The 18,622-nt window shown below is 63.8% G+C and carries 18 protein-coding genes and 1 tRNA gene; 9 read left to right on the top strand and 10 right to left on the bottom strand.

Going from position 1 to position 18,622, the window contains the following annotated elements:
- Window positions 1-72: 72 nt before the first annotated feature.
- Window positions 73-510, bottom strand: coding sequence for a hypothetical protein (locus G1E_RS10790; protein ID WP_009686274.1), 438 nt, complete (start codon window positions 508-510; stop codon window positions 73-75).
- Window positions 511-620: 110 nt separating this feature from the next.
- Here G1E_RS10790 and G1E_RS10785 point away from each other — a divergent pair, with 110 nt between their 5' ends.
- Window positions 621-1,061 (top strand): universal stress protein, encoded by a 441-nt coding sequence (locus tag G1E_RS10785; RefSeq protein WP_009686273.1) that lies wholly within the window; start codon window positions 621-623, stop codon window positions 1,059-1,061.
- A gap of 125 nt (window positions 1,062-1,186) precedes the next feature.
- On the opposite strand, the gene G1E_RS10780 is transcribed toward G1E_RS10785, so the two are convergent.
- Window positions 1,187-3,115 (bottom strand): ATP-binding cassette domain-containing protein, encoded by a 1,929-nt coding sequence (locus G1E_RS10780; protein WP_009686272.1) that lies wholly within the window; start codon window positions 3,113-3,115, stop codon window positions 1,187-1,189.
- 222 nt (window positions 3,116-3,337) lie between these two features.
- Between G1E_RS10780 and G1E_RS10775 the strand changes: the two genes are divergently transcribed.
- On the top strand, window positions 3,338-5,263 hold the full coding sequence (locus G1E_RS10775) for a transglycosylase SLT domain-containing protein (protein ID WP_009686271.1): 1,926 nt from the start codon (window positions 3,338-3,340) through the stop codon (window positions 5,261-5,263).
- 66 nt (window positions 5,264-5,329) lie between these two features.
- On the opposite strand, the gene G1E_RS10770 is transcribed toward G1E_RS10775, so the two are convergent.
- Window positions 5,330-6,133, bottom strand: a complete 804-nt coding sequence (locus G1E_RS10770; protein ID WP_009686270.1) for an MOSC domain-containing protein — start codon at window positions 6,131-6,133, stop codon at window positions 5,330-5,332.
- A 55-nt stretch (window positions 6,134-6,188) separates the two neighbouring features.
- Window positions 6,189-7,124: a chemotaxis protein CheV gene (locus tag G1E_RS10765; RefSeq protein ID WP_009686269.1), complete on the bottom strand. Its 936-nt coding sequence runs from the start codon at window positions 7,122-7,124 to the stop codon at window positions 6,189-6,191.
- A gap of 326 nt (window positions 7,125-7,450) precedes the next feature.
- On the opposite strand from G1E_RS10765, the gene G1E_RS10760 reads away from it, so the two are divergent.
- The 3 genes from G1E_RS10760 to G1E_RS10750 all read left to right on the top strand — a co-directional run bounded on the left by G1E_RS10760 (window position 7,451) and on the right by G1E_RS10750 (window position 9,871).
- On the top strand, window positions 7,451-7,960 hold the full coding sequence (locus G1E_RS10760) for a hypothetical protein (RefSeq protein ID WP_009686268.1): 510 nt from the start codon (window positions 7,451-7,453) through the stop codon (window positions 7,958-7,960).
- 365 nt (window positions 7,961-8,325) lie between these two features.
- Window positions 8,326-9,222 carry a sensor histidine kinase gene (locus tag G1E_RS10755; protein ID WP_033691078.1) on the top strand — a complete coding sequence of 299 codons (897 nt, stop codon included), beginning with the start codon at window positions 8,326-8,328 and terminating at the stop codon, window positions 9,220-9,222.
- Window positions 9,212-9,871 (top strand): response regulator transcription factor, encoded by a 660-nt coding sequence (locus tag G1E_RS10750; protein WP_009686266.1) that lies wholly within the window; start codon window positions 9,212-9,214, stop codon window positions 9,869-9,871. Before G1E_RS10755 ends, G1E_RS10750 begins: the two co-directional genes overlap by 11 nt.
- Here G1E_RS10750 and yegS read toward each other — a convergent pair.
- Window positions 9,855-10,742, bottom strand: a complete 888-nt coding sequence (yegS, locus tag G1E_RS10745; protein ID WP_009686265.1) for a lipid kinase YegS — start codon at window positions 10,740-10,742, stop codon at window positions 9,855-9,857. The genes G1E_RS10750 and yegS overlap by 17 nt on opposite strands.
- 364 nt (window positions 10,743-11,106) lie before the next feature.
- On the opposite strand from yegS, the gene G1E_RS10740 reads away from it, so the two are divergent.
- Window positions 11,107-12,351 carry a glycosyltransferase family 4 protein gene (locus G1E_RS10740; protein ID WP_047149819.1) on the top strand — a complete coding sequence of 415 codons (1,245 nt, stop codon included), beginning with the start codon at window positions 11,107-11,109 and terminating at the stop codon, window positions 12,349-12,351.
- Here the strand turns inward: G1E_RS10740 and glp are convergent.
- On the bottom strand, window positions 12,340-13,566 hold the full coding sequence (gene glp / locus G1E_RS10735; protein WP_047149818.1) for a gephyrin-like molybdotransferase Glp: 1,227 nt from the start codon (window positions 13,564-13,566) through the stop codon (window positions 12,340-12,342). The genes G1E_RS10740 and glp overlap by 12 nt on opposite strands.
- The gene (moaB, locus tag G1E_RS10730) at window positions 13,550-14,089 is read right to left on the bottom strand and encodes a molybdenum cofactor biosynthesis protein B (protein WP_009686260.1); all 540 of its coding nucleotides are present in this window, start codon (window positions 14,087-14,089) and stop codon (window positions 13,550-13,552) included. The genes glp and moaB overlap by 17 nt, the downstream gene beginning before the upstream one ends.
- Window positions 14,090-14,275: 186 nt before the next feature.
- On the opposite strand from moaB, the gene G1E_RS10725 reads away from it, so the two are divergent.
- Window positions 14,276-14,497: a YgdI/YgdR family lipoprotein gene (locus G1E_RS10725; RefSeq protein WP_009686259.1), complete on the top strand. Its 222-nt coding sequence runs from the start codon at window positions 14,276-14,278 to the stop codon at window positions 14,495-14,497.
- Between the two features lie 80 nt (window positions 14,498-14,577).
- Window positions 14,578-14,654, top strand: a tRNA-Pro gene (locus tag G1E_RS10720).
- A gap of 108 nt (window positions 14,655-14,762) precedes the next feature.
- Here the strand turns inward: G1E_RS10720 and G1E_RS10715 are convergent.
- Complete coding sequence (locus G1E_RS10715) at window positions 14,763-16,526, bottom strand: ABC transporter transmembrane domain-containing protein (protein WP_009686258.1); 1,764 nt, start codon at window positions 16,524-16,526, stop codon at window positions 14,763-14,765.
- Between the two features lie 209 nt (window positions 16,527-16,735).
- Between G1E_RS10715 and G1E_RS28670 the strand changes: the two genes are divergently transcribed.
- Entirely contained in the window at window positions 16,736-16,909 is a 174-nt protein-coding gene (locus tag G1E_RS28670; RefSeq protein ID WP_009686257.1) for a PA1571 family protein, read from the top strand.
- A gap of 131 nt (window positions 16,910-17,040) precedes the next feature.
- On the opposite strand, the gene pdxB is transcribed toward G1E_RS28670, so the two are convergent.
- The gene (gene pdxB, locus G1E_RS10710) at window positions 17,041-18,183 is read right to left on the bottom strand and encodes a 4-phosphoerythronate dehydrogenase PdxB (protein WP_009686256.1); all 1,143 of its coding nucleotides are present in this window, start codon (window positions 18,181-18,183) and stop codon (window positions 17,041-17,043) included.
- Window positions 18,184-18,243: 60 nt separating this feature from the next.
- Window positions 18,244-18,486: a sulfurtransferase TusA gene (tusA, locus tag G1E_RS10705; protein ID WP_009686255.1), complete on the bottom strand. Its 243-nt coding sequence runs from the start codon at window positions 18,484-18,486 to the stop codon at window positions 18,244-18,246.
- Window positions 18,487-18,622: the final 136 nt, after the last annotated feature.

The following is an 18,622-nucleotide window of genomic DNA, read 5'->3' as shown; positions in this document are numbered from 1 at the left end:
CAGGTGAATCGCGCAGGCTTTTCAAATTTTGAGAAAGACAATTGCTCCTAAAGGGATCGTGTTTAGCTGAACTCAGGCGAGGGTTTCGAGGACGTAGGCAACATCCTGCAATACAGCCATATCGCCCCGTTCAGTCCAGTACAACGCGATCATTCGGGCATCGGCCTCTACCTTGTAAACGCTCGCCGGCAAGCGCGCCAGCGCCTCCACGAAACGCGGGTCTTCGCAGGGTTCGCGGTACTGGTTCCACCACACCCCCGGGCTGACCTGCCAGTAGCTGAAGCTGTTCTGGTGCCCACGGCGGCGCGCCCGGTGGTACTGCGGGCAAGGACTTGGCGGCTCCTTCTCCAGCCAGTGCGGCCACTGTTGCGGCGCCAGCTGCATGGCCAACCCCATACGTCGGGCCTCCAGGCGCAGCTTCATCTGCTCGCTCTGCTTGTGCGAACTGCGCAACCAGGAAAACGGGCTGAGAATCAGCGCAAGGATTGACACCACCAGCAATACCGTCATATCAGTAGATTCCATAAAGCGTTGCAAATGAGCTGGTTAGCCATTTTTCACGGAAGACCCGCCCGAAAGCGACCATACTTCCTTTATCGCGATTGTCAGGAGTACTGCTCATGCCCTACGAACATTTGTTGGTCGCGGTCGACCTGACCGAAGAATGCGACCCGGTGATCAAGCGCGCCATGGCCTTGGCTGCCCCATCGAACGCCAAGGTATCGCTGGTGCATATCGTCGAGCCAATGGCCATGGCGTTTGGCGGCGATGTGCCGATGGACCTGTCGCAACTGCAACAACAGCAGTTCGACCAGGCCAAAGAGCGCATGGACCGGTTGTTCAACAAGTACCCGGACATTAATCGGGGCGACTCGCACCTGACCTACGGCCAACCTCGCCAGGAAATTCACCAGCTTGCCAAGGAACAACACTGCGACCTGATCGTGGTCGGCAGCCATGGCCGCCACGGCCTGGCGTTGCTGTTGGGGTCCACGGCCAATGACGTGCTGCACGGTGCGCCGTGTGACGTGCTGGCGGTACGCTTGCAGAAGAAAGACTGAGCCGACCTGCTCCGGCCCTATCGCCGGCAAGCCAGCTCCCACAGAGGCACCATGGATTTCAAGCCTTATGGTGTCCCTGTGGGAGCTGGCTTGCCGGCGATAGGGCCGGACTAGGCTAACAACTATCAGCCTTCCAGCTCAGCCCAGCGCTCCACCAGTACATCCAGCTCACCCTGCAAGTTCTCGATCCTGGCCAGCACTGCCGAAGTTTCCGCAATCGGCCGCTGATAGAAGCCCGCCGCATTCACCTCTTCCTGAGCTTCAGCCATGCGCTGCTCCAGCGCGTCGATCTGCCCCGGCAGCATCTCCAGCTCACGCTGCAGCTTGTAGCTGAGCTTTTTCTTCGATGCCTCTTCCACCACCGGCGCAGCAACAGGCGCAGGCTTGGCCTCGACCTTCTCCACCACCGCGCTGTTGAGGGCCGACTTGCCGCCCTTGCTCTCGGTCACGCCCAGCAGCTTCGGCGAGCCGCCCTGGCGAATCCAGTCCTCATAACCCCCTACATACTCGCGCACCTTGCCCTCGCCTTCGAACACCAGGGTGCTGGTGACGACGTTGTCGAGGAAGGCCCGGTCGTGGCTGACGATCAGCACGGTGCCCTTGTAGTTGGACAGCACCTCTTCGAGCAATTCGAGGGTTTCCACGTCCAGGTCGTTGGTCGGTTCGTCGAGCACCAGCAGGTTGGCCGGCTTGCTGAACAGCTTGGCCAGCAGCAGGCGGGCACGCTCCCCCCCCGACAGCGCCTTGACCGGCGTGCGCGCACGCTGGGGGCTGAACAGGAAGTCGCCCAGGTAACTGAGCACATGGCGGTTCTGCCCATCGATCTCGATGAAGTCACGGCCTTCGGCGAGGTTGTCGATTACCGTCTTTTCCAGCTCGAGCTGGTGGCGCATCTGGTCGAAATAGGCCACTTCCAGCTTGGTGCCGCGCTCGACCTTGCCTGAAGTGGGCTCCAGGTCACCGAGCATCAACTTCAGCAAGGTGGTCTTGCCGGTACCGTTGGCACCCAGCAGGCCGATACGGTCTTCGCGCTGCAGGACCATGGAGAAGTCCTTGACCAGCATCGGCCCTTCGGGATGATGGAAACTCACGTTTTCCAGCGCCATGACCTGCTTGCCGGACTTTTCCGCTGCCTCGATCTGGATATTGGCCTTGCCCTGGCGTTCGCGGCGCTCGCCACGCTCTACCCGCAGGGCCTTCAAGGCACGCACGCGACCTTCGTTGCGGGTACGGCGGGCCTTGATGCCCTGGCGAATCCACACTTCTTCCTGGGCCAGGCGCTTGTCGAACAGCGCGTTGGCGGTTTCTTCGGCGGCCAGTGCGGCCTCCTTGTGCACCAGGAAGCTGGCGTAGTCGCCGTTCCAGTCGATCAGGCCGCCACGGTCCAGTTCAAGGATGCGGGTGGCCAGGTTCTGCAGGAACGACCGGTCGTGGGTAATGAACAGCACCGCGCCGTTGAAGCCGCGCAGGGCCTCTTCGAGCCAGGCAATGGCGCCGATGTCCAGATGGTTGGTCGGCTCGTCGAGCAGCAGCAGGTCGGGCTCCGACACCAGCGCCTGGGCCAGCAGCACACGGCGGCGCCAGCCACCGGACAGCTCGGCCAGGGTCTTGTCGGCAGGCAGTTGCAGGCGGCTGAGGGTGCTTTCCACCACCTGCTGCAGGCGCCAGCCGTCGCGGGCTTCCAGTTCGTGCTGAACATGCATGAGCTTTTCCAGGTCATCGTCGCCCTGGATGTTCATGCTCAGGTGGTGGAACTGCGCCAGCAGTTCACCCACGCCGTCGAGGCCGGCCGCGACCACGTCGAACACCGTGCGCTCATCTGCCACCGGCAGTTCCTGCGGCAGTTCGCCGATCTTCAGGCCCGGCGCACGCCAGATTTCCCCGTCGTCGCCCTTCTGCTCGCCCTTGACCAGGCGCAGCATGCTCGACTTGCCGGTGCCGTTGCGGCCGATGATGCACACCCGCTCGCCACGAGCGATCTGCCAGGACACTTTGTCCAGCAGCGGCATGGCGCCGAATGCGAGGGACACATCGCTGAATTTGAGCAGGGTCATGTTGGTCTCCATAAATCGGGCGCGCATTCTACCTGAGTTGGGCCCCCGACGGCAGCTGCCAGGCCAATCGATGCACGCGTGGCGACATCCGGTCGACGTTAATATGCCGATACAAGCACATTGCTTTCACCCGCTGCCGGCAAACGGCTAAGCTAAGGCAATAGCTTCCAACAGTGCTGGCTCCGCCGTCACTTCCCCATGGTTCAACTGCCCGGACGTATCATGCGCAGCCGCCTGTTACAAATTGCTTCCTGCCTGCTGCTGACCGCTGCCACCAGCGCGGCACAGGCCACCGACCTCACCCTGCAGCGCCAGTACTACGACGAGGCCAAGCGCGCGCTGGCCAAAGGCGACAAAGGCCCCTACCTTCGCTATGCCCAGGCCCTGAGTGACTACCCGCTGACCCCGTACCTGGCCTACGACGAGCTCACCGCCCGCCTGAAAAGCGCCAGCAACCAGGAAATCGAGGCGTTCCTCGCCAAGAATGGCGACCTGCCCCAGGCCAACTGGATGAAACTGCGCTGGTTGCGCTGGCTGGCCGAACGCGGCGAGTGGGACACCTTCGTCAAGTACTACGACCCCAAGCTCAATTTCACCGAGCTCGATTGCCTCAACGGCCAGTACCAGCTCAGCCATGGCCTGCGTGCCGAAGGCAACGCCACCGCCGAAAAGCTGTGGAACGTGGGCAAGTCGCAACCTCCCGCGTGCGACACACTGTTCGGCATGTGGGCCGCTGAAGGCCAACTGACCGAGAGTAAGCGCTGGCAGCGCATCAAGCTGGCGGCCCAGGCGCGCAATTACAGCCTGGCCAACAGCCTGATCAATGGCCTGACCACCCTCGGCCCGCAAGGCCGGCTGCTGGTCGACGTGGCACAGAAGCCTGAGCTGCTCAACCAGCCATCGCGCTTTGCCCCGGCCAACGAGGCGATGGCCGATGTGGTCAGCCTGGGCCTGCGCCGCCTGGCGCGCCAGGACCCGGAGCGGGCCATGGCGCTGCTGGACGACTACGCCCAGCGCATGCATTTTTCCCGCGACGAAAAGGTGGCCATCGCCCGCGAAATCGGCCTGACCCTGGCCCGCCGCTACGACCCGCGTGCGCTCGACTTGATGACCCGCTACGACCCTGAGCTGCGCGATAACACCGTCAGTGAATGGCGCCTGCGCCTGCTGCTGCGCCTGGGCCGCTGGGAAGACGCCTACGAGCTGACCCGGCGTCTGCCTCAGGACCTGGCCAGCAGCAGCCGCTGGAAGTACTGGCAAGCGCGCAGCCTGGAGCTGGCACAGCCGAACAACCCGCAGATCCCGCTGCTGTACAAGACCGTGGCGCGCGAGCGTGACTTCTATGGTTTCCTCGCCGCCGACCGGGCCAAGACACCGTACCAACTGAACAACAAACCCCTGTTGCTGAGCCCGCAACTGGTGAAGAAGGTGCGCAATACACCCGGCATCCAGCGGGCGCTGGAATTCCATGCCCGCGGCCAGATCGTCGAAGGCCGCCGCGAGTGGTACCACGTCAGCCGGCACTTCAACCGCGATGAAATGGTGGCCCAGGCGCGCCTGGGTTATGAATTGCGCTGGTACTTCCCGGCCATCCGCACCATCAGCCAGGCCCAGTACTGGGACGACCTGGACATCCGCTTCCCGATGGCCCACCGCGATACCCTGGTGCGCGAAGCCAATGTGCGCGGCCTGCATTCGAGCTGGGTATTCGCCATTACCCGCCAGGAAAGCGCGTTCATGGAAGACGCACGCTCCCCGGTAGGCGCCAGCGGCCTGATGCAACTGATGCCGGCTACCGCCAAGGAAACGGCCCGCAAGTTCAGCATTCCGCTTGCCTCACCGGCACAAGTGCTCAACCCGGACAAGAACATCCAGCTGGGCGCCGCCTACCTGAGCCAGGTGCACAGCCAGTTCAACGGCAACCGGGTCCTGGCCTCGGCAGCCTACAATGCCGGGCCCGGGCGCGTGCGCCAGTGGCTGAGGGGCGCCAAGCACCTGAGTTTCGATGTGTGGGTGGAGTCGATCCCGTTCGACGAAACCCGCCAATACGTGCAGAACGTGCTGTCGTATTCGGTGATCTACGGGCAGAAACTGAATGCACCGCAGCCGCTGGTGGATTGGCATGAGCGGTATTTCGATGACATGTAAGGTTCGCTGAGCCCTTGCCGGCCTGTTCACGGGCAAACCTGTGAACAGGCCGGTGCCAGCACACAGCTATTCCAGGATTTCCACGCCCATCCCGACCTCAAGCCACCCGCTGCCATCCACCGCCAGGTTCTGCCCGAACAGTATATCGCCTTCCTTTTCGCGGAAGGTCCTGAGCGTGGCCATCGGTTCACGGTCTTCACTGCGCTCGCCGGTGGCGGGGTCGATAGTGGTAAAGATGCACCTCACACTCGGTTTGAGCACCCGGAATTCGAGGGTGCCAATGCGGATCCGCTTCCAGCCATCCTCGGCGAAAGGCTCGGCGCCCTGCACCACCAGGTTCGGCCGAAAACGCAGCATCTCCATGGGCCGCCCCACACGGCGGTCAAGCTCGTCCAGCGAGCCCTGGCCGATCAGCAACAAGGGGAAACCATCCGGAAAAGCCGCGCGATCGCTGTTGAAGCCATAACCGTTGGGCAAATAACGGGCACGCTGCTCCGGGCAATGCACCAGGCGCACAGCCTTGCCCAGCCACTCGCTCAGCCAGGCCGCCGCGCCATCGCCGGCGTCTGGCACGCGCAAGGTATCGCGCCAGATCGTCACGCCACGCAGGCCCTCATCGGCAGGTGGCACTGCCACCCTCAGCGAGGAGCGCCCAGGCGCCTGCAACAGCAGCTGGCCGCAGCCGTCATCGTGCGCCGCGATCTGGCCAAGGCGTGGCCAGGCACGCTGGGTCAGGAAGCGTCCGTTTTCTGCCTCGACCACCATCCAGCGCCGGTCACCCTGCAGGCCCAGCAGCCCCACCGGCGAAGCGCGCAGGCTCTGCGCCTGGCACGACTTCACCGGGTATCGGTACAACTCACTCAGAAACATCCCTGCCGCCTCGCGTCTTGGCAAATGCCAAGCTTATACCGGGCAGGCGTGGCGATCACGCGGTGGCCGTATCCAGCAGCAGGCGCTGCTTGACCACGTCGACCAGGCGATCGGGCTGGAACTTGGAAAGGAAGTTGTCGCAACCCACTTTCTTGACCATGGATTCATTGAAACTGCCCGACAGCGATGTGTGCAGCACCACATAGAGTTGGCGCAGCCGCGCATCGCCACGAATCTCGGTGGTCAGGCGGTAACCGTCCATTTCCGGCATTTCGGCGTCGGTGAACACCATCAGCAGCTTTTCACACACGTCCTCGCCTGCATCAGCCCAACCCTTGAGCATGCGCAGTGCCTTCAGGCCATCACTGGCCACATGCAGTTTCATGCCCAACTGGGACAAGGTGTCGCGCAACTGCGCCAGGGCCACACTGGAGTCGTCCACCAGCAGCACCTCGCGGCCTTGCGCCCGTGCCAGCACGGGGTCGGCCAGTTTGTCGCCGGAAACCCGGGCGTTGTAAGGCACGATTTCAGCCAGAACCTTTTCCACGTCGATGACCTCGACCAGTTGCTCATCGACCTTGGTGATGGCAGTCAGGTAATGCTGGCGCCCGGCGCTGGACGGCGGCGGCATGATCGACTCCCAGTTCATGTTGACGATGCGGTCGACCCCTCCTACCAGGAAAGCCTGCACCGAGCGGTTGTATTCGGTGACGATGATGGTGCTTTCGGGCGTGGGTTGCAGCGGGCGCATGCCAATGGCCTGGGACAGGTCGATCACCGGCAACGTCTGCCCACGCAGGTTGACCACACCGCAGACGAACGCATGACGCTGGGGCATCAGGGTGAGCTTGGGCAGTTGCAGCACTTCCTGAACCTTGAACACGTTGATCGCGAACAATTGGCGGCCCGCCAGGCGGAACATCAGGATTTCCAGGCGGTTCTCACCTACCAGTTGCGTGCGTTGGTCTACCGTGTCGAGAATGCCAGCCATTGGAAAGCCCCCAGGCTTGAGTCGAAAAAGGTGAATTGATCTACCCTGTATCGGCGGCTTCCCGCACACCTTGACCCTTGCGGGAAAATGCCGACCCGGCAATTGATATCACTTTACCATCATGCTTTACTGCCGGCACCCCGCTCGAATTCGGCAGCCCGCATCAGGGAAACCCCTAGGGGCAGTCAGGTGAAACCTGATATTCGCGATATCCTTTAGCCATTAATGTGACGCCATTCTCATTGCATGAATGGAGTCAGGCTTTTGCTAGCTATCGTTGCGGCGTGCCCGTCACCTGCGCCTACCCCACGCGCGGGGACCTGATCATGGACACTGCCTTAGCGTTCGATAACGCACTGCAGGGCTTCCTGCTGGATGCCCAGGTACTGCTGACCCAGGCCCAGGAATGCCTGCAGCATCTGGAATTGATCGACAACGATCCAGACGCCTGCCGCTGCCTGGACAGCACCTTGGCCAGCCTCGCCGGGCAGGCCACCCGCCTGGGCGCGCGCGAAGTTGCCCATTACGCCACCGCGCTTCACCAGTTGCTGGCCCCAGCCTGCTACAGCGGCTGCCTGCAGCCAGAGGCATTGCCTGCGATCGAGGCCTGCCTGACCCTGCTGGCCTGGCAACTGGAGTTGCTCGACAGCCGAACCGGGCGGTTGAACCTGGATATCGGCGAGCAACTGGTGCTGCTGGGCGAGCTGGCCAAGGTCGTGCAGCAACCCCTTGCCCCTGCTTGCGCGTCTTGCGATGAAGCAGGCAAAACGTGCGATCACCCGCATGATGTCATGCGCTCCGGCAGCCATGGCAGCCGGTCGTACCGCGCGCATTAACCTGACCAGAAGTGCAACTAACTACATGCACTCAAGCCCTGCGCTGGTCGAACTTGCAAAGTTCGCAAAGTTTCAGGAAGGCCAAGTTGAATCATTACCGCCTTAGTTGCAGCGCGGGTGCGAGCAGCGGGATCCGCGGGTGGCACTTTGCCACCCGGCACCGCCCTGCCAACAGGCGTTTCGGAGCGTCACCCAGCCGCGACCGACACCGTACGAAGTGGTAATATGCGCCCCCACAAACACTTGCAATCACAAAAAAGTTTGCACATCAGGTGCTCGACCAAACAGCGGAAGTACTGCGCCAAAGCCTCTGACCCGCATTGTGCAAGGCCTCTATCAGCAATACTTCAGTGGCTTCCCTATTTATGCTCCCACGCTTGAAATTCTACATGCGTAGCTGCTGCCGCGTTGCCCTGCTGCGCTGGCTGACGGTCGGGCTGTGTGTGGCCTCGCTGATTACCAACCTGATGCTGTACCTGGCCAACCTGGCTATCCCGGCTGGCCTGCTGCTTTTGCAGTTGGCCGCAACGCTGGCCGCCACCCTGCAGTTGCGATTGGGAGCCAGGTCGATCAGCCTGCGGCCGGCTGAACTGGCCGAGCGCATGCTGAAGGTGCAGGAAGACGAGCGGCAACACCTGAGCCGGGAGTTGCACGACGACATTGGCCAATTGCTGACTGCCGCCAAACTGCAACTGCAGTGGCTGAAACGGCGCATGCCGGCCGAGTTGCAGGGCCACTGCGATGCGCTGCACAGCACCCTGGATGACACCCTGGGCACGGTACGCAACGTGTCGAGCCTGCTCAACCCCAGGCAATTGGCGAGTCTTGGGTTGGAAGCCAGCTTGCGCGCGCACTTGGTCCGCACGCTGGGCAGCAGCAGCGTACACTGGAGCCTGGCGTGCAACCAACGTCTGGGCGGCATTGACGATGCAGTGGCCATGGCAGTGTTCCGCATCACCCAGGAAGCAGTCACCAACATGCTGCGCCATGCCCAGGCACACAACCTGGTTGTGCGCCTGCAACGCACCCCTGCCGGGCTGGCGTTGTCGATTCACGACGATGGCCGCGGCTTCGTTCCCGCCCGGCATCCGGCCGAGGCCGGCCAGCGCGGCCTGGCCGGCATGCAGGAGCGGGTAACGGCCTTGCAGGGCAGCCTGCAGATCACCAGCCAGCCTGGCCAGGGTACACGGATAGAAGCGATGTTCCCGTGGCCACCGCGCACCCAGCAACGCGCCAGGAGTACTGTTGCCCATGACCTGTAGATTGCTGCTGGTCGACGACCACTCGCTGATCCGCGCCGGCGTACGTGCGCTGGTTTGCGACATTCCCGGCTACAGCGTGGTCGGTGAGGCCGACGATGGCAGCCAGTTGCTTGAGCAGGTGCGCGCACTGGCGCCGGACATTGTCCTGCTGGACATTTCCATGCGCTCGACCAGTGGCCTGGACGCCCTGACCCAATTGCGGGCCTGCGGCAGCAACTGCAAGGTGCTGATCCTGTCGATGCACACCGATCCGGACCTGATCATGCGTGCCCTGGAAAGCGGTGCCCACGGTTACCTGCTCAAGGACACCAGTGCCACCGAGCTGGAGCAGGCGCTGGAGGCAGTACGCCACGGCGAGCGCTACCTGAGCCCGGCCATCGCCCACACCGTCATCAACCAGGCGCTGCAGCGCAACAGGCCGGGCGCACAGGGCGGCAGCGACCGGCATAACCTCACGGCGCGCCAGCTGGAGATCCTGCGCCTGATCGTGCGCGGCAAGTCGACCCGGGAAATTGCCACTGGCCTTGGCCTGTCGATCAAGACCGTGGAAACCCACCGCTCGCAAATCATGAAGCGCCTGCAAATTCATGACGTGGCTGGCCTGGTACTGTTTGCCGTGCGCGAAAAGATCATCAGCCTGGACGACTGAGCAGCGGCGACCCGGCAGGCAGGTGCAGGCGCAACGCTGCGGGCCGGGCTTCGAAACGCAAGTTGGTAGTCTGCAAGGGCTCGCCATCGAGGTTGAGGTCCAGGCCCTGGGCACTCTTGATCTCGACCCAGGGCAACCTGGCACGGACGAACAGGCCATCACCGGCCAGCAGGTCACGCAACGTGCCCAGCATTTCCTGTGGGGCAGGCAACACGGCGATATCGAGCAAGCCATCATCGACTACCGCATCCGGGCACAGCTCCTGCCCGCCTCCCGCCTGGCGGCCATTGCCGATACCCAGTGCCAGCAGGTCCCCTTGCCAGTGGAAATCCGGCCCTTGCAGCTCGACCGAGGCCGCCTGCAGTTCGCTGAAGCGTGTGAGGCCGGTGAACAGATAGGCCGCGGCGCCCAGGACCTTCTTCAGGTCTTCGGACGTATTGGCCGTGACCTGGCTACCGAACCCGCCGGTGGCCATGTTGAGGAACAGCTGGTCGCCGGCTTGGCCCAGGTCTATGGGCTGTGCCGCCACGTTCAACAAGGCCAGCGCAGCGGCAGGCTCCAGCGGAATGCCGGCAGCCTTGGCAAAATCGTTGGCGGTGCCCAACGGCAGCAATACCAGGCTGGCATCGGTCCCGGCCTGCCCCATGGCCTCGGCCACATCGCGCAGGGTCCCGTCGCCGCCACCGGCGACAATGTGGCTGTAACCTGCCGCCAGCGCCTCGGTCACCAGGCGCTGGGCATCGCCCGCCTCCCAGGTGACCCGCACATCCAGCACCCAGCCACTGTCGCGCATGTCGTGCACGGCATCGCGCAGTTCGTCGTTCATCGCCTGCTTGCCGTGCAGGACCAGCATTGCCTTGCGCGCTTGCATAGGCGCATCTCCCTGAGGTTGACCAACCCTATCTCGACCACGGGCACGCGTGGATCGTTGCATGCCGCATTCAAAAACAGCCAGCGGCGTGTCGCGCGTGGCAGGCGGTGTTCCCTGCAGCAGCGCCGGCTCGGCTGGTAGTGAAGATAATGGCATTTTTTCCACAGCCGACAATGCCCGGCTATGCTGAGTCGAGACACTTTTGACAGGTTTTTGACCCTACAAGCGAATGAGCACAGGCGAGTCAGCATTTTGACTGTGAAATGCCCTGGCTTGCCCGCCACGGACGCACCTCCCGGCCCTCTCCTGCAACCGGCCGACAGGTGCGTCTTGCCCTCTGCAGCCGTCAGCGAGGACCACGGTCATGCGTATTCTCTGGACACTGCCTTACCTGCCTTGGCCGACCACCAGTGGCTGCAAGACTCGCCAGTACCACCTGATCCGGGTACTGGCCCAGCGCGGCCACCGCATCACCTTGTTGGTGCAATCGAAGATACCCCTCAGCGACGCCGCACGCGAGGCACTGGAACCGTACCTCGAACGGCTGATAGTCCTGCCGCGCAGGCCGCTGCATAGCCCGCTGAACCTGCTGGCATCGCCGATCATCGACTACCCCATGCGGGCAATCATCAATGGCCTTTGCGCAGCGTTGCGGCACCGCTTCGAGCAGTTGCTGGAGGAACCTTGGGACGTGATCCAGATCGAGCACAGCTATAGCTTCCAGCCGTTCGAGAAGGCCCTGCAGGCCCGCGGCCTGCCCTTCATGCTCAGCGAACACAACCTGGAGTCGATTACCGGCAGCGCCTGCCATGACCGCCTGCCGTTATGGCTACGCCCGCTCAATGCCTTCGACCGCTGGCGCTACCGGCGCTGGGAACAGCGCGTGCTGGGCCAGCCCACCGAGCTGGTAGCCGTCAGCGCTCACGACGCCGAGCTGATCGGGCAGATCAGCAGGCGCCCGGTGAATGTGGTGGTCAATGGCGTGGAATGTGATTTCTACCAGCAGGTGCAACCGGCGCTGCACAGCCAGCGCCTGCTGTTTGTCGGCAATTTTGAATACGGCGCCAACCTGGAAGCCATCGAGTGGGCGCTGGAAGACATCATGCCGCAGGTGTGGCTGAGCAACCCGGCCGTGCGCCTGGCGATTGCCGGGCATGCGATGCCGGCCAGCTGGAAGCTGCACTGGAATGACCCGCGGATCGAATGGCTCGGCTATCGCCCCGATCTGCGTGAACTGCAAAGCCGCTCAGCCCTGTTTTTCGCGCCGCTGCGCTATGCCGGTGGCTCGAAGGTGAAAATCCTTGAAGCAATGGCTGCCGGCTTGCCGGTCATCAGTACCGGCAAGGGCGTTTCCGGCCTGGCGGTGAACAACGGCGAGCATTACCTGGGCAGCGATGACAGTGATCAACTGGCCCTGCTGATCACCCAGTTGCTCAACCAGCCCTGGCGCATGAGCCAGTTGAGCGCGGCCGGGCGCCAGTTCGCCCGCCAGCGCCACGACTGGAGCGTGGCGGCTCATCAACTGGAAACCGTGCACATGCGCCTGACCCAGGCAGCACCGGTGCCAGGGCCGCTGGCCGATGCCTGGCTGGGGCGTTCAGCCAAGTAGTTCGCTGAAGGGAATGAATGGCACGCTGTCACCCGTTTTCGGCGTGCTGCCTTCGCGCACCTCCACCAGCCCGTCGGCCCAGGCTGCGCTGCGCAGCACACCCGAACTCTGGTTCTTGTAGATGCGCACCTGGCCCTGCTCGATGCGCGCGCGCAGGTATTCGCGGCGGCTACCGGGTTTGGGCCAGTCAAACCCCGCCGGCATGTCGAAACGCAGCGGCGTGACATTGCCCACCCCTTGGCGCCGCAGCAGGTAGGGCCGGGTCAGCAGGCCAAAGGTGACCAGGGTCGAGGCCGGATTACCCGGCAGGCCGATCACCGGCACGCCCTGGTAATGGCCGAAGGTCAGCGGCTTGCCCGGCTTGATCGCCAGCTTCCACAGCGCCAGCTCGCCCGCTTCGCGCAGTGCCGCCCCGAGGTAGTCGGCCTCGCCCACCGACACGCCGCCAGTGGACAGGATCAGGTCGACGTGGCCCAGTCCGGCCAGGCAGGCGCGGGTCTGCGCCAGGTCATCCGGCAGGATGCCGGCATCGACCACCTCGCACCCCAGGCGCTGCAACCAACTGACCAGTAGCCGACGATTGCTGTTGTAGATTTGGCCGGGCCCCAACGGCAGCCCGGGCTCGACCAGTTCGTCGCCGGTGGACAGCACCGCCACTTTGACTTTGCGTACCACCTCGAGCCGGGCGTGGCCCAGGGTCGCCGCCAGACCCAGTTCGATCGGCCCCAGGCGCGTGCCGGCGTTCATCACCTGCTCGCCCTTGCGGGTTTCCTGGCCCTGCGGGCGAATGTTCTGCCCGGCGCGCAGCGCCTCGACGAAACGTACCCGGCCATCCTCCAGCACCTGGGTGTTTTCCTGCATCTCGACGCAATCGGCACCTGCCGGCACCGGGGCGCCGGTAAAGATGCGGGCACAGGTGCCCGGCTGCAGAGGCTGTGGCGCATGGCCGGCGAAGATGCGCTGGCTGACGGGCAACGGCTGGCCCTGCCAGTCGGCCAGGCGCAGGGCATAGCCGTCCATGGCACTGTTCGGCCAGGGCGGCAGGTCGAGCGAGGCCACCAGGTCGGTCGCCAGTACCCGGCCTTCGGCCTCGGCCAGGGGCAGGTTTTCAGTCTCCTGAATCGGTGCCGCCTCGGCCAATGCCAGCAATTGTTCCAGGGCTTGCTCTACCGGCATCAGCGGCCGTGGCTGACTGACCTCAGCCACGGCTGTCACAGGCCATTGCCTGCTTCAGGTGCGGGACAAAGTTGCATGGCCGATGGCGGGCGTCGAGTTGCTCGGCAAGAATGCCGTCCCAACCGGTGCGCACGGCATTGGTCGAGCCCGGCAGGCAGCACACCAGGGTGCCATTGGCCAGGCCGGCCAAGGCCCGCGACTGCACCGTAGAGGTACCGATATCCGGCACGGAGATCTGCCGGAACAACTCGCCAAAGCCATCGACCTGCTTGTCCAGCAGACAGGCCACCGCCTCCGGCGTGCTGTCGCGGCCGGTAAAGCCAGTGCCGCCGGTAATCAGCACCACCTGCACGCGCTCGTCGGCGATCCAGGTGGCAACCTGTGCACGGATCTTGTACAGGTCGTCCTTGAGCAATACCCGCTCTGCCAGGTGATGGCCGGCCTCGCTCAACCGGTCGACGAACATCTGGCCAGAGGTATCGGTGTCGGGCGTGCGGGTGTCGCTAACGGTGAGCACCGCGATATTCAGCGGCACAAAGGGAGTATCTGCCTTGGCTTTCATGGGGGTCCGTCACAACAGGATAGGTTGGCCGCAGTTATATCACAGCGCACTTTTACCGGGTTGCGCCCAACAAACTTGCCCTGGATCAACCGCGCAGATTTATCGCTATGATGCACTTGCAGTGAACTTGCACTAAAGTCCTGCGTCATAAATGTCATCTAGCACCATCGCACTTGGAGAACCACGATGATCAAACGGACCCTACCCGCCTTCCTGCTCGCTTTGGGCCTGGGCACCCTTGCCGGCTGCTCCACCCCAACCGTCATCACCCTGAACGATGGCCGAGAAATCCAGGCGACGGATAAACCGTCCTACGACGAAGACTCCGGCTTCTACGAATTCGAGCAGCTGGACGGCAAGCGCACCCGCCTGAACAAGGACCAGATCCGCACCGTGAAAGAGCTGTAACCGCGGCGCGTTTTCAGCAAAGCCCCTTTGCACAGCAGGGGCTTGCGAGCAAAAACACGATGCAGTAGGATTTTGTTCATCGGAGTGTAGCGCAGCCAGGTAGCGCGTCTCGTTCGGGACGAGAAGGCCGCAGGTTCGAATCCTGTCTCTCCGACCAGATCCTCCAGAAGCCCGCTGATGCGGGCTTTTTTGTGCCTGGAAACTGCCACCAACGGTAGCGTTGAAAGCCGATAGCCACCCCTGCACTGCCCCCGTCACCCCTGTGTCAGGCACTGGTGAACTGCAAGGCCGCCAGCCTGGCATACAGCGGGCTCTGCTCGATTAATTGGCGATGAGTGCCCACCGCCACCAAGCGCCCCTGGTCGATGACCGCGATGCGCTCGGCGTGCTGGACCGTGGCCAGCCGATGGGCGATGACCAGCGTGGTACGCCCGGCCATCAGGCGGGGCAGTGCTTGCTGGATCAGGTGTTCGCTTTGCGCGTCGAGGGCGCTGGTGGCTTCGTCCAGCAACAGGATCGGCGCGTCCACCAGTAGCGCCCGGGCAATGGCCAGGCGCTGGCGCTGGCCGCCGGAAAGCCCGATGCCACCCTCCCCCAGCGGTGTCTGGTAACCCTGAGGTAACTGCCGAATAAACTCATCGGCATGGGCGCCGCGGGCTGCGGCTTCGACCTCGGCCTGGCTCGCCTCGGGGCGGCCATAGCGGATATTGGCTTCCACCGTGCCACGGAACAGCGAAGGGTTCTGTGCAACCAGGGCAAACTGCCGTCGCAGCTGGTCAGGGTCGAATTCTGTCAGCGGCTGGCCGTCGAGCAGGATGCGCCCTTGCTGGGGGTCGTAAAACCGCAGCAACAGATCGAACAAGGTCGACTTGCCGGCCCCTGATGGGCCGACCAGGGCCACGGTCTGGCCAGGCTCGATGACCAGGCTCAGGCCAGCTACCGCTGCCACGGTGGGCCGTGACGGGTAGGCGAACACCAGTTCCTGCAACTCGATATGCCCGCGGGCCCTCTGCCCCGGTAGGCCCGAGGCGGCACAGCCCGGCAGGATTGCGCTGCGTGCGGCCAGCAGTTCGGCGATGCGCTCGGCAGCACCGGCGGCGCGCTGCAGTTCGCCGATCACTTCACTGAGGGTGCCGAAGGCGCTGCCGACGATCAGGCTGTAGAACACGAAGGCGGCCAGTTCGCCGGCGGATATGCGCCCGGCGATCACATCCATGCCGCCCACCCACAGCATCACCCCAACCGCCCCCAGCACCAAGACGATCACCAGAGTGATCAGCCAGGCCCGCTGGGCAATGCGCTTGCGCGCCACGGTGAATGCCGCCTCGACCGTGTCGGCAAAAAGTGCGCGGTCATGTGCCTGATGGTTGTAGGCCTGCACAGTCTTGATCTGCCCCAGCGTCTCGGCCACGTAGCTGCCTACATCGGCGACCCGGTCCTGACTCTGCCGCGACAGCCTGCGTACGCGGCGACCAAACAGCAGGATGGGCGCCAACACCAGCGGCAGGGTCACCACCACGATGCTGGTGAGCTTGGGGTTGGTAATGAACAGCAGCACCACACCGCCCAGCACCATCAATGCGTTGCGCAGGAACATCGACAGCGACGAACCGATGACCGATTGCAGCAGCGTGGTGTCTGCTGTCAGCCGCGACTGGATCTCGGCGCTGCGGTTATCCTCGAAAAAGCCGGGGTGCAGGCCGATCAGGTGGTTGAACACCACCCGCCGCATGTCGGCCACGCAGCGCTCGCCAATCCAGGACACCAGGTAGAAACGGCTGAACGTTCCCACCGCCAGGGCCAGTACCAGCAGCAGGAACAGCCCGATGGTCTGGTTGAGCTGGTGCGCGGAACGGGTCATGAAACCCTGGTCGACCAGCAGCCGGATGCCTTGGCCCATCGACAAGGTGATGCCCGCAGTGACCACCAGTGCCAGCAAGGCCAGCAGAACCTGCCGGCGATAGGGGCGAACGAACTGCCAGGCCAGGCGTAATGCCCGGCGTGGTTGCGGGGAAACCGATTCGGACATGGCGACGATCACTATGGCTGGCGAAGGCCCAGACTACCACTCATCAGGGCTGGGGAACGCGGGCAGGTGGCTATAGCCTATCGATCTAACCAGGGTATGGAGCTTTGCCAGCGTTTCTGTTGGACTGGTATTGCCGTGACGAGCTTGTCGTCACAGGCCAGTCACGGTGCAGGACTACCCTGAGTGTTCACCTGATGAGGAGACCATGCATGAGCTTGCAGCCTACCAGCGACAACCAGCAGCCCCGGCCGAACCAGCAACCCCAGGTATGCGGTTCGATCATTGATGCCCAGGGGCGCGAAGTACCGATCACCGAGCAGATGATCCAGCAGGCTTGCAAGGCCCTGGAACAGAGCCGGGTCGAGCGCGTACGCAAAGGTTGAGCGGCGAATTTCTTGCAACCCGGCGCCCGCGCCGGGTTTTTATTTGCCTGAGTTCTGCACTGGCCCTATGCGGCCAGGCCCGGCTGAGCACACTCCCCCGGGCGAATGGCCGTGCAGCGGCCGGCACGCCGTCAGACCAATACGCCACCCAGCGCACTGACCAGTTGCGCCAACTGCGGCGCCTCGCCACGCAGGCGCACCGCCAGCCCCTCGATTTCGCGTCGCGCTGGGTACTGCTTGCGCAACTGGTCGAACGCGGCACGCTGTTGTTGCGGGTCGTCGCTCAGGCTGCGGCGGAAGTCGGCATCGTCACGGCGCGGGTCGTACACGGCGCGGCACAGGGTGGCCAGGGCCCAGGCCGGGTCGGCGCTGGCATCCAGCTCGATTTGCGCCAGCGGCGGGCGCGGCAGCAGGTCGGCCAGTTGCACCTGCTCATCCACCCCGAGGAAGCGGCACAGGGCCTGGTAGATCTGCGCGGTGCCACGCTGGCGGCCGTCGAGGCTGTAACCGGCAATATGCGGTGACGCCAGGGTACACAGGTCGGCCAGTTGCAGGTCGACTTGCGGCTCGCCTTCCCATACGTCCAGCACGGCATGGATGTCGTCGCGCTGCAGCAGCAGCTCGCGCAGGGCGGCGTTGTCCACCACCGGCCCACGGCTGGCGTTGACCAGCCAGGCACCCGGGCGCAATTGTGCCAATTGCGCCTGGCCCAGCAAGTGCCAGGTGGGGTAGCCGCCGCTACGCTGCAACGGGGTATGCAGGCTGATCACATCACACTGCTGGACAATGGTTTCCAGGCTGACGTAGTCACCGCCTTCAGCGGCCTGGCGCAGCGGGTCGCACACCAGCACCTTCCAGCCCAGGCCGCGCAGCACACGTACCAGCCGCCCGCCGACCTCACCTGCACCGACCACGCCGTAGACCCGTTCGGGCAGCGCAACGCCATCCAGTTCGGCCAGGGTCAGCAGGCTGCCCAGCACGTAATCGACCACGCCGCGGGCATTGCAGCCTGGCGCGCTGCTCCAGCGAATGCCGGCTTCGGCAAAATAGTCCAGGCCGAGGTGATCGGTACCGATGGTGCAGGTACCGACGAAGCGTACCCGGCTGCCTTCGAGCAATGTGCGGTCAACCTTGGTCACCGAGCGTACCAGCAGGATATCGGCGTCCTTGACGCTGGCGGCATCGAGGCTTCGGCCGGGGTAGCGGCGAATTTCCCCGAAGCCTTGGAAGAAGGCATCGAGCAGCGGGATGTTTTCGTCGGCAACTATCAGCATGGCGCTCTCCTGTCTGGGGAGCGCAGTGTAGGCGCATCGCCGGGTGGGTTGCACAGGGTTTCAGTCGGCTTTTTTGCGAATCCAGTAAAGGAAGGTGCCGGCGTCTTCCTGCTGTTGCACGAGTTCGTGGCCGAGGAAGTTGCAGAACTTGGGAATGTCGCGGCGGGTGGACGGGTCGGTGGCGATGACCTTGAGCAGGCCGCCGGCGGCCAGGTTGCGTACGTGCTGGTGCAGCATCATCACCGGCTCCGGGCAGTTCAGGCCGGTGGCATCGAGGATGGCGTCGGGGGTGAAATCGGTCATGGGGGGCTCCGAAAATGATCGCTATTGTCGCGCATCACGCGGCGGGGTCCAAGCGCGGCTTTGCAGGCCATACGTCCGGACGGGCGTTGCCAAGGCCCTTTGCGCCCCTCCGGCGGGTCAGAGGCTTCGCGCCGCC

The organism is Pseudomonas sp. TJI-51, from assembly GCF_000190455.2.
GTDB classification, from domain to species: domain Bacteria; phylum Pseudomonadota; class Gammaproteobacteria; order Pseudomonadales; family Pseudomonadaceae; genus Aquipseudomonas; species Aquipseudomonas juntendi.
This window is presented reverse-complemented; position numbering and strand designations above follow the sequence as displayed.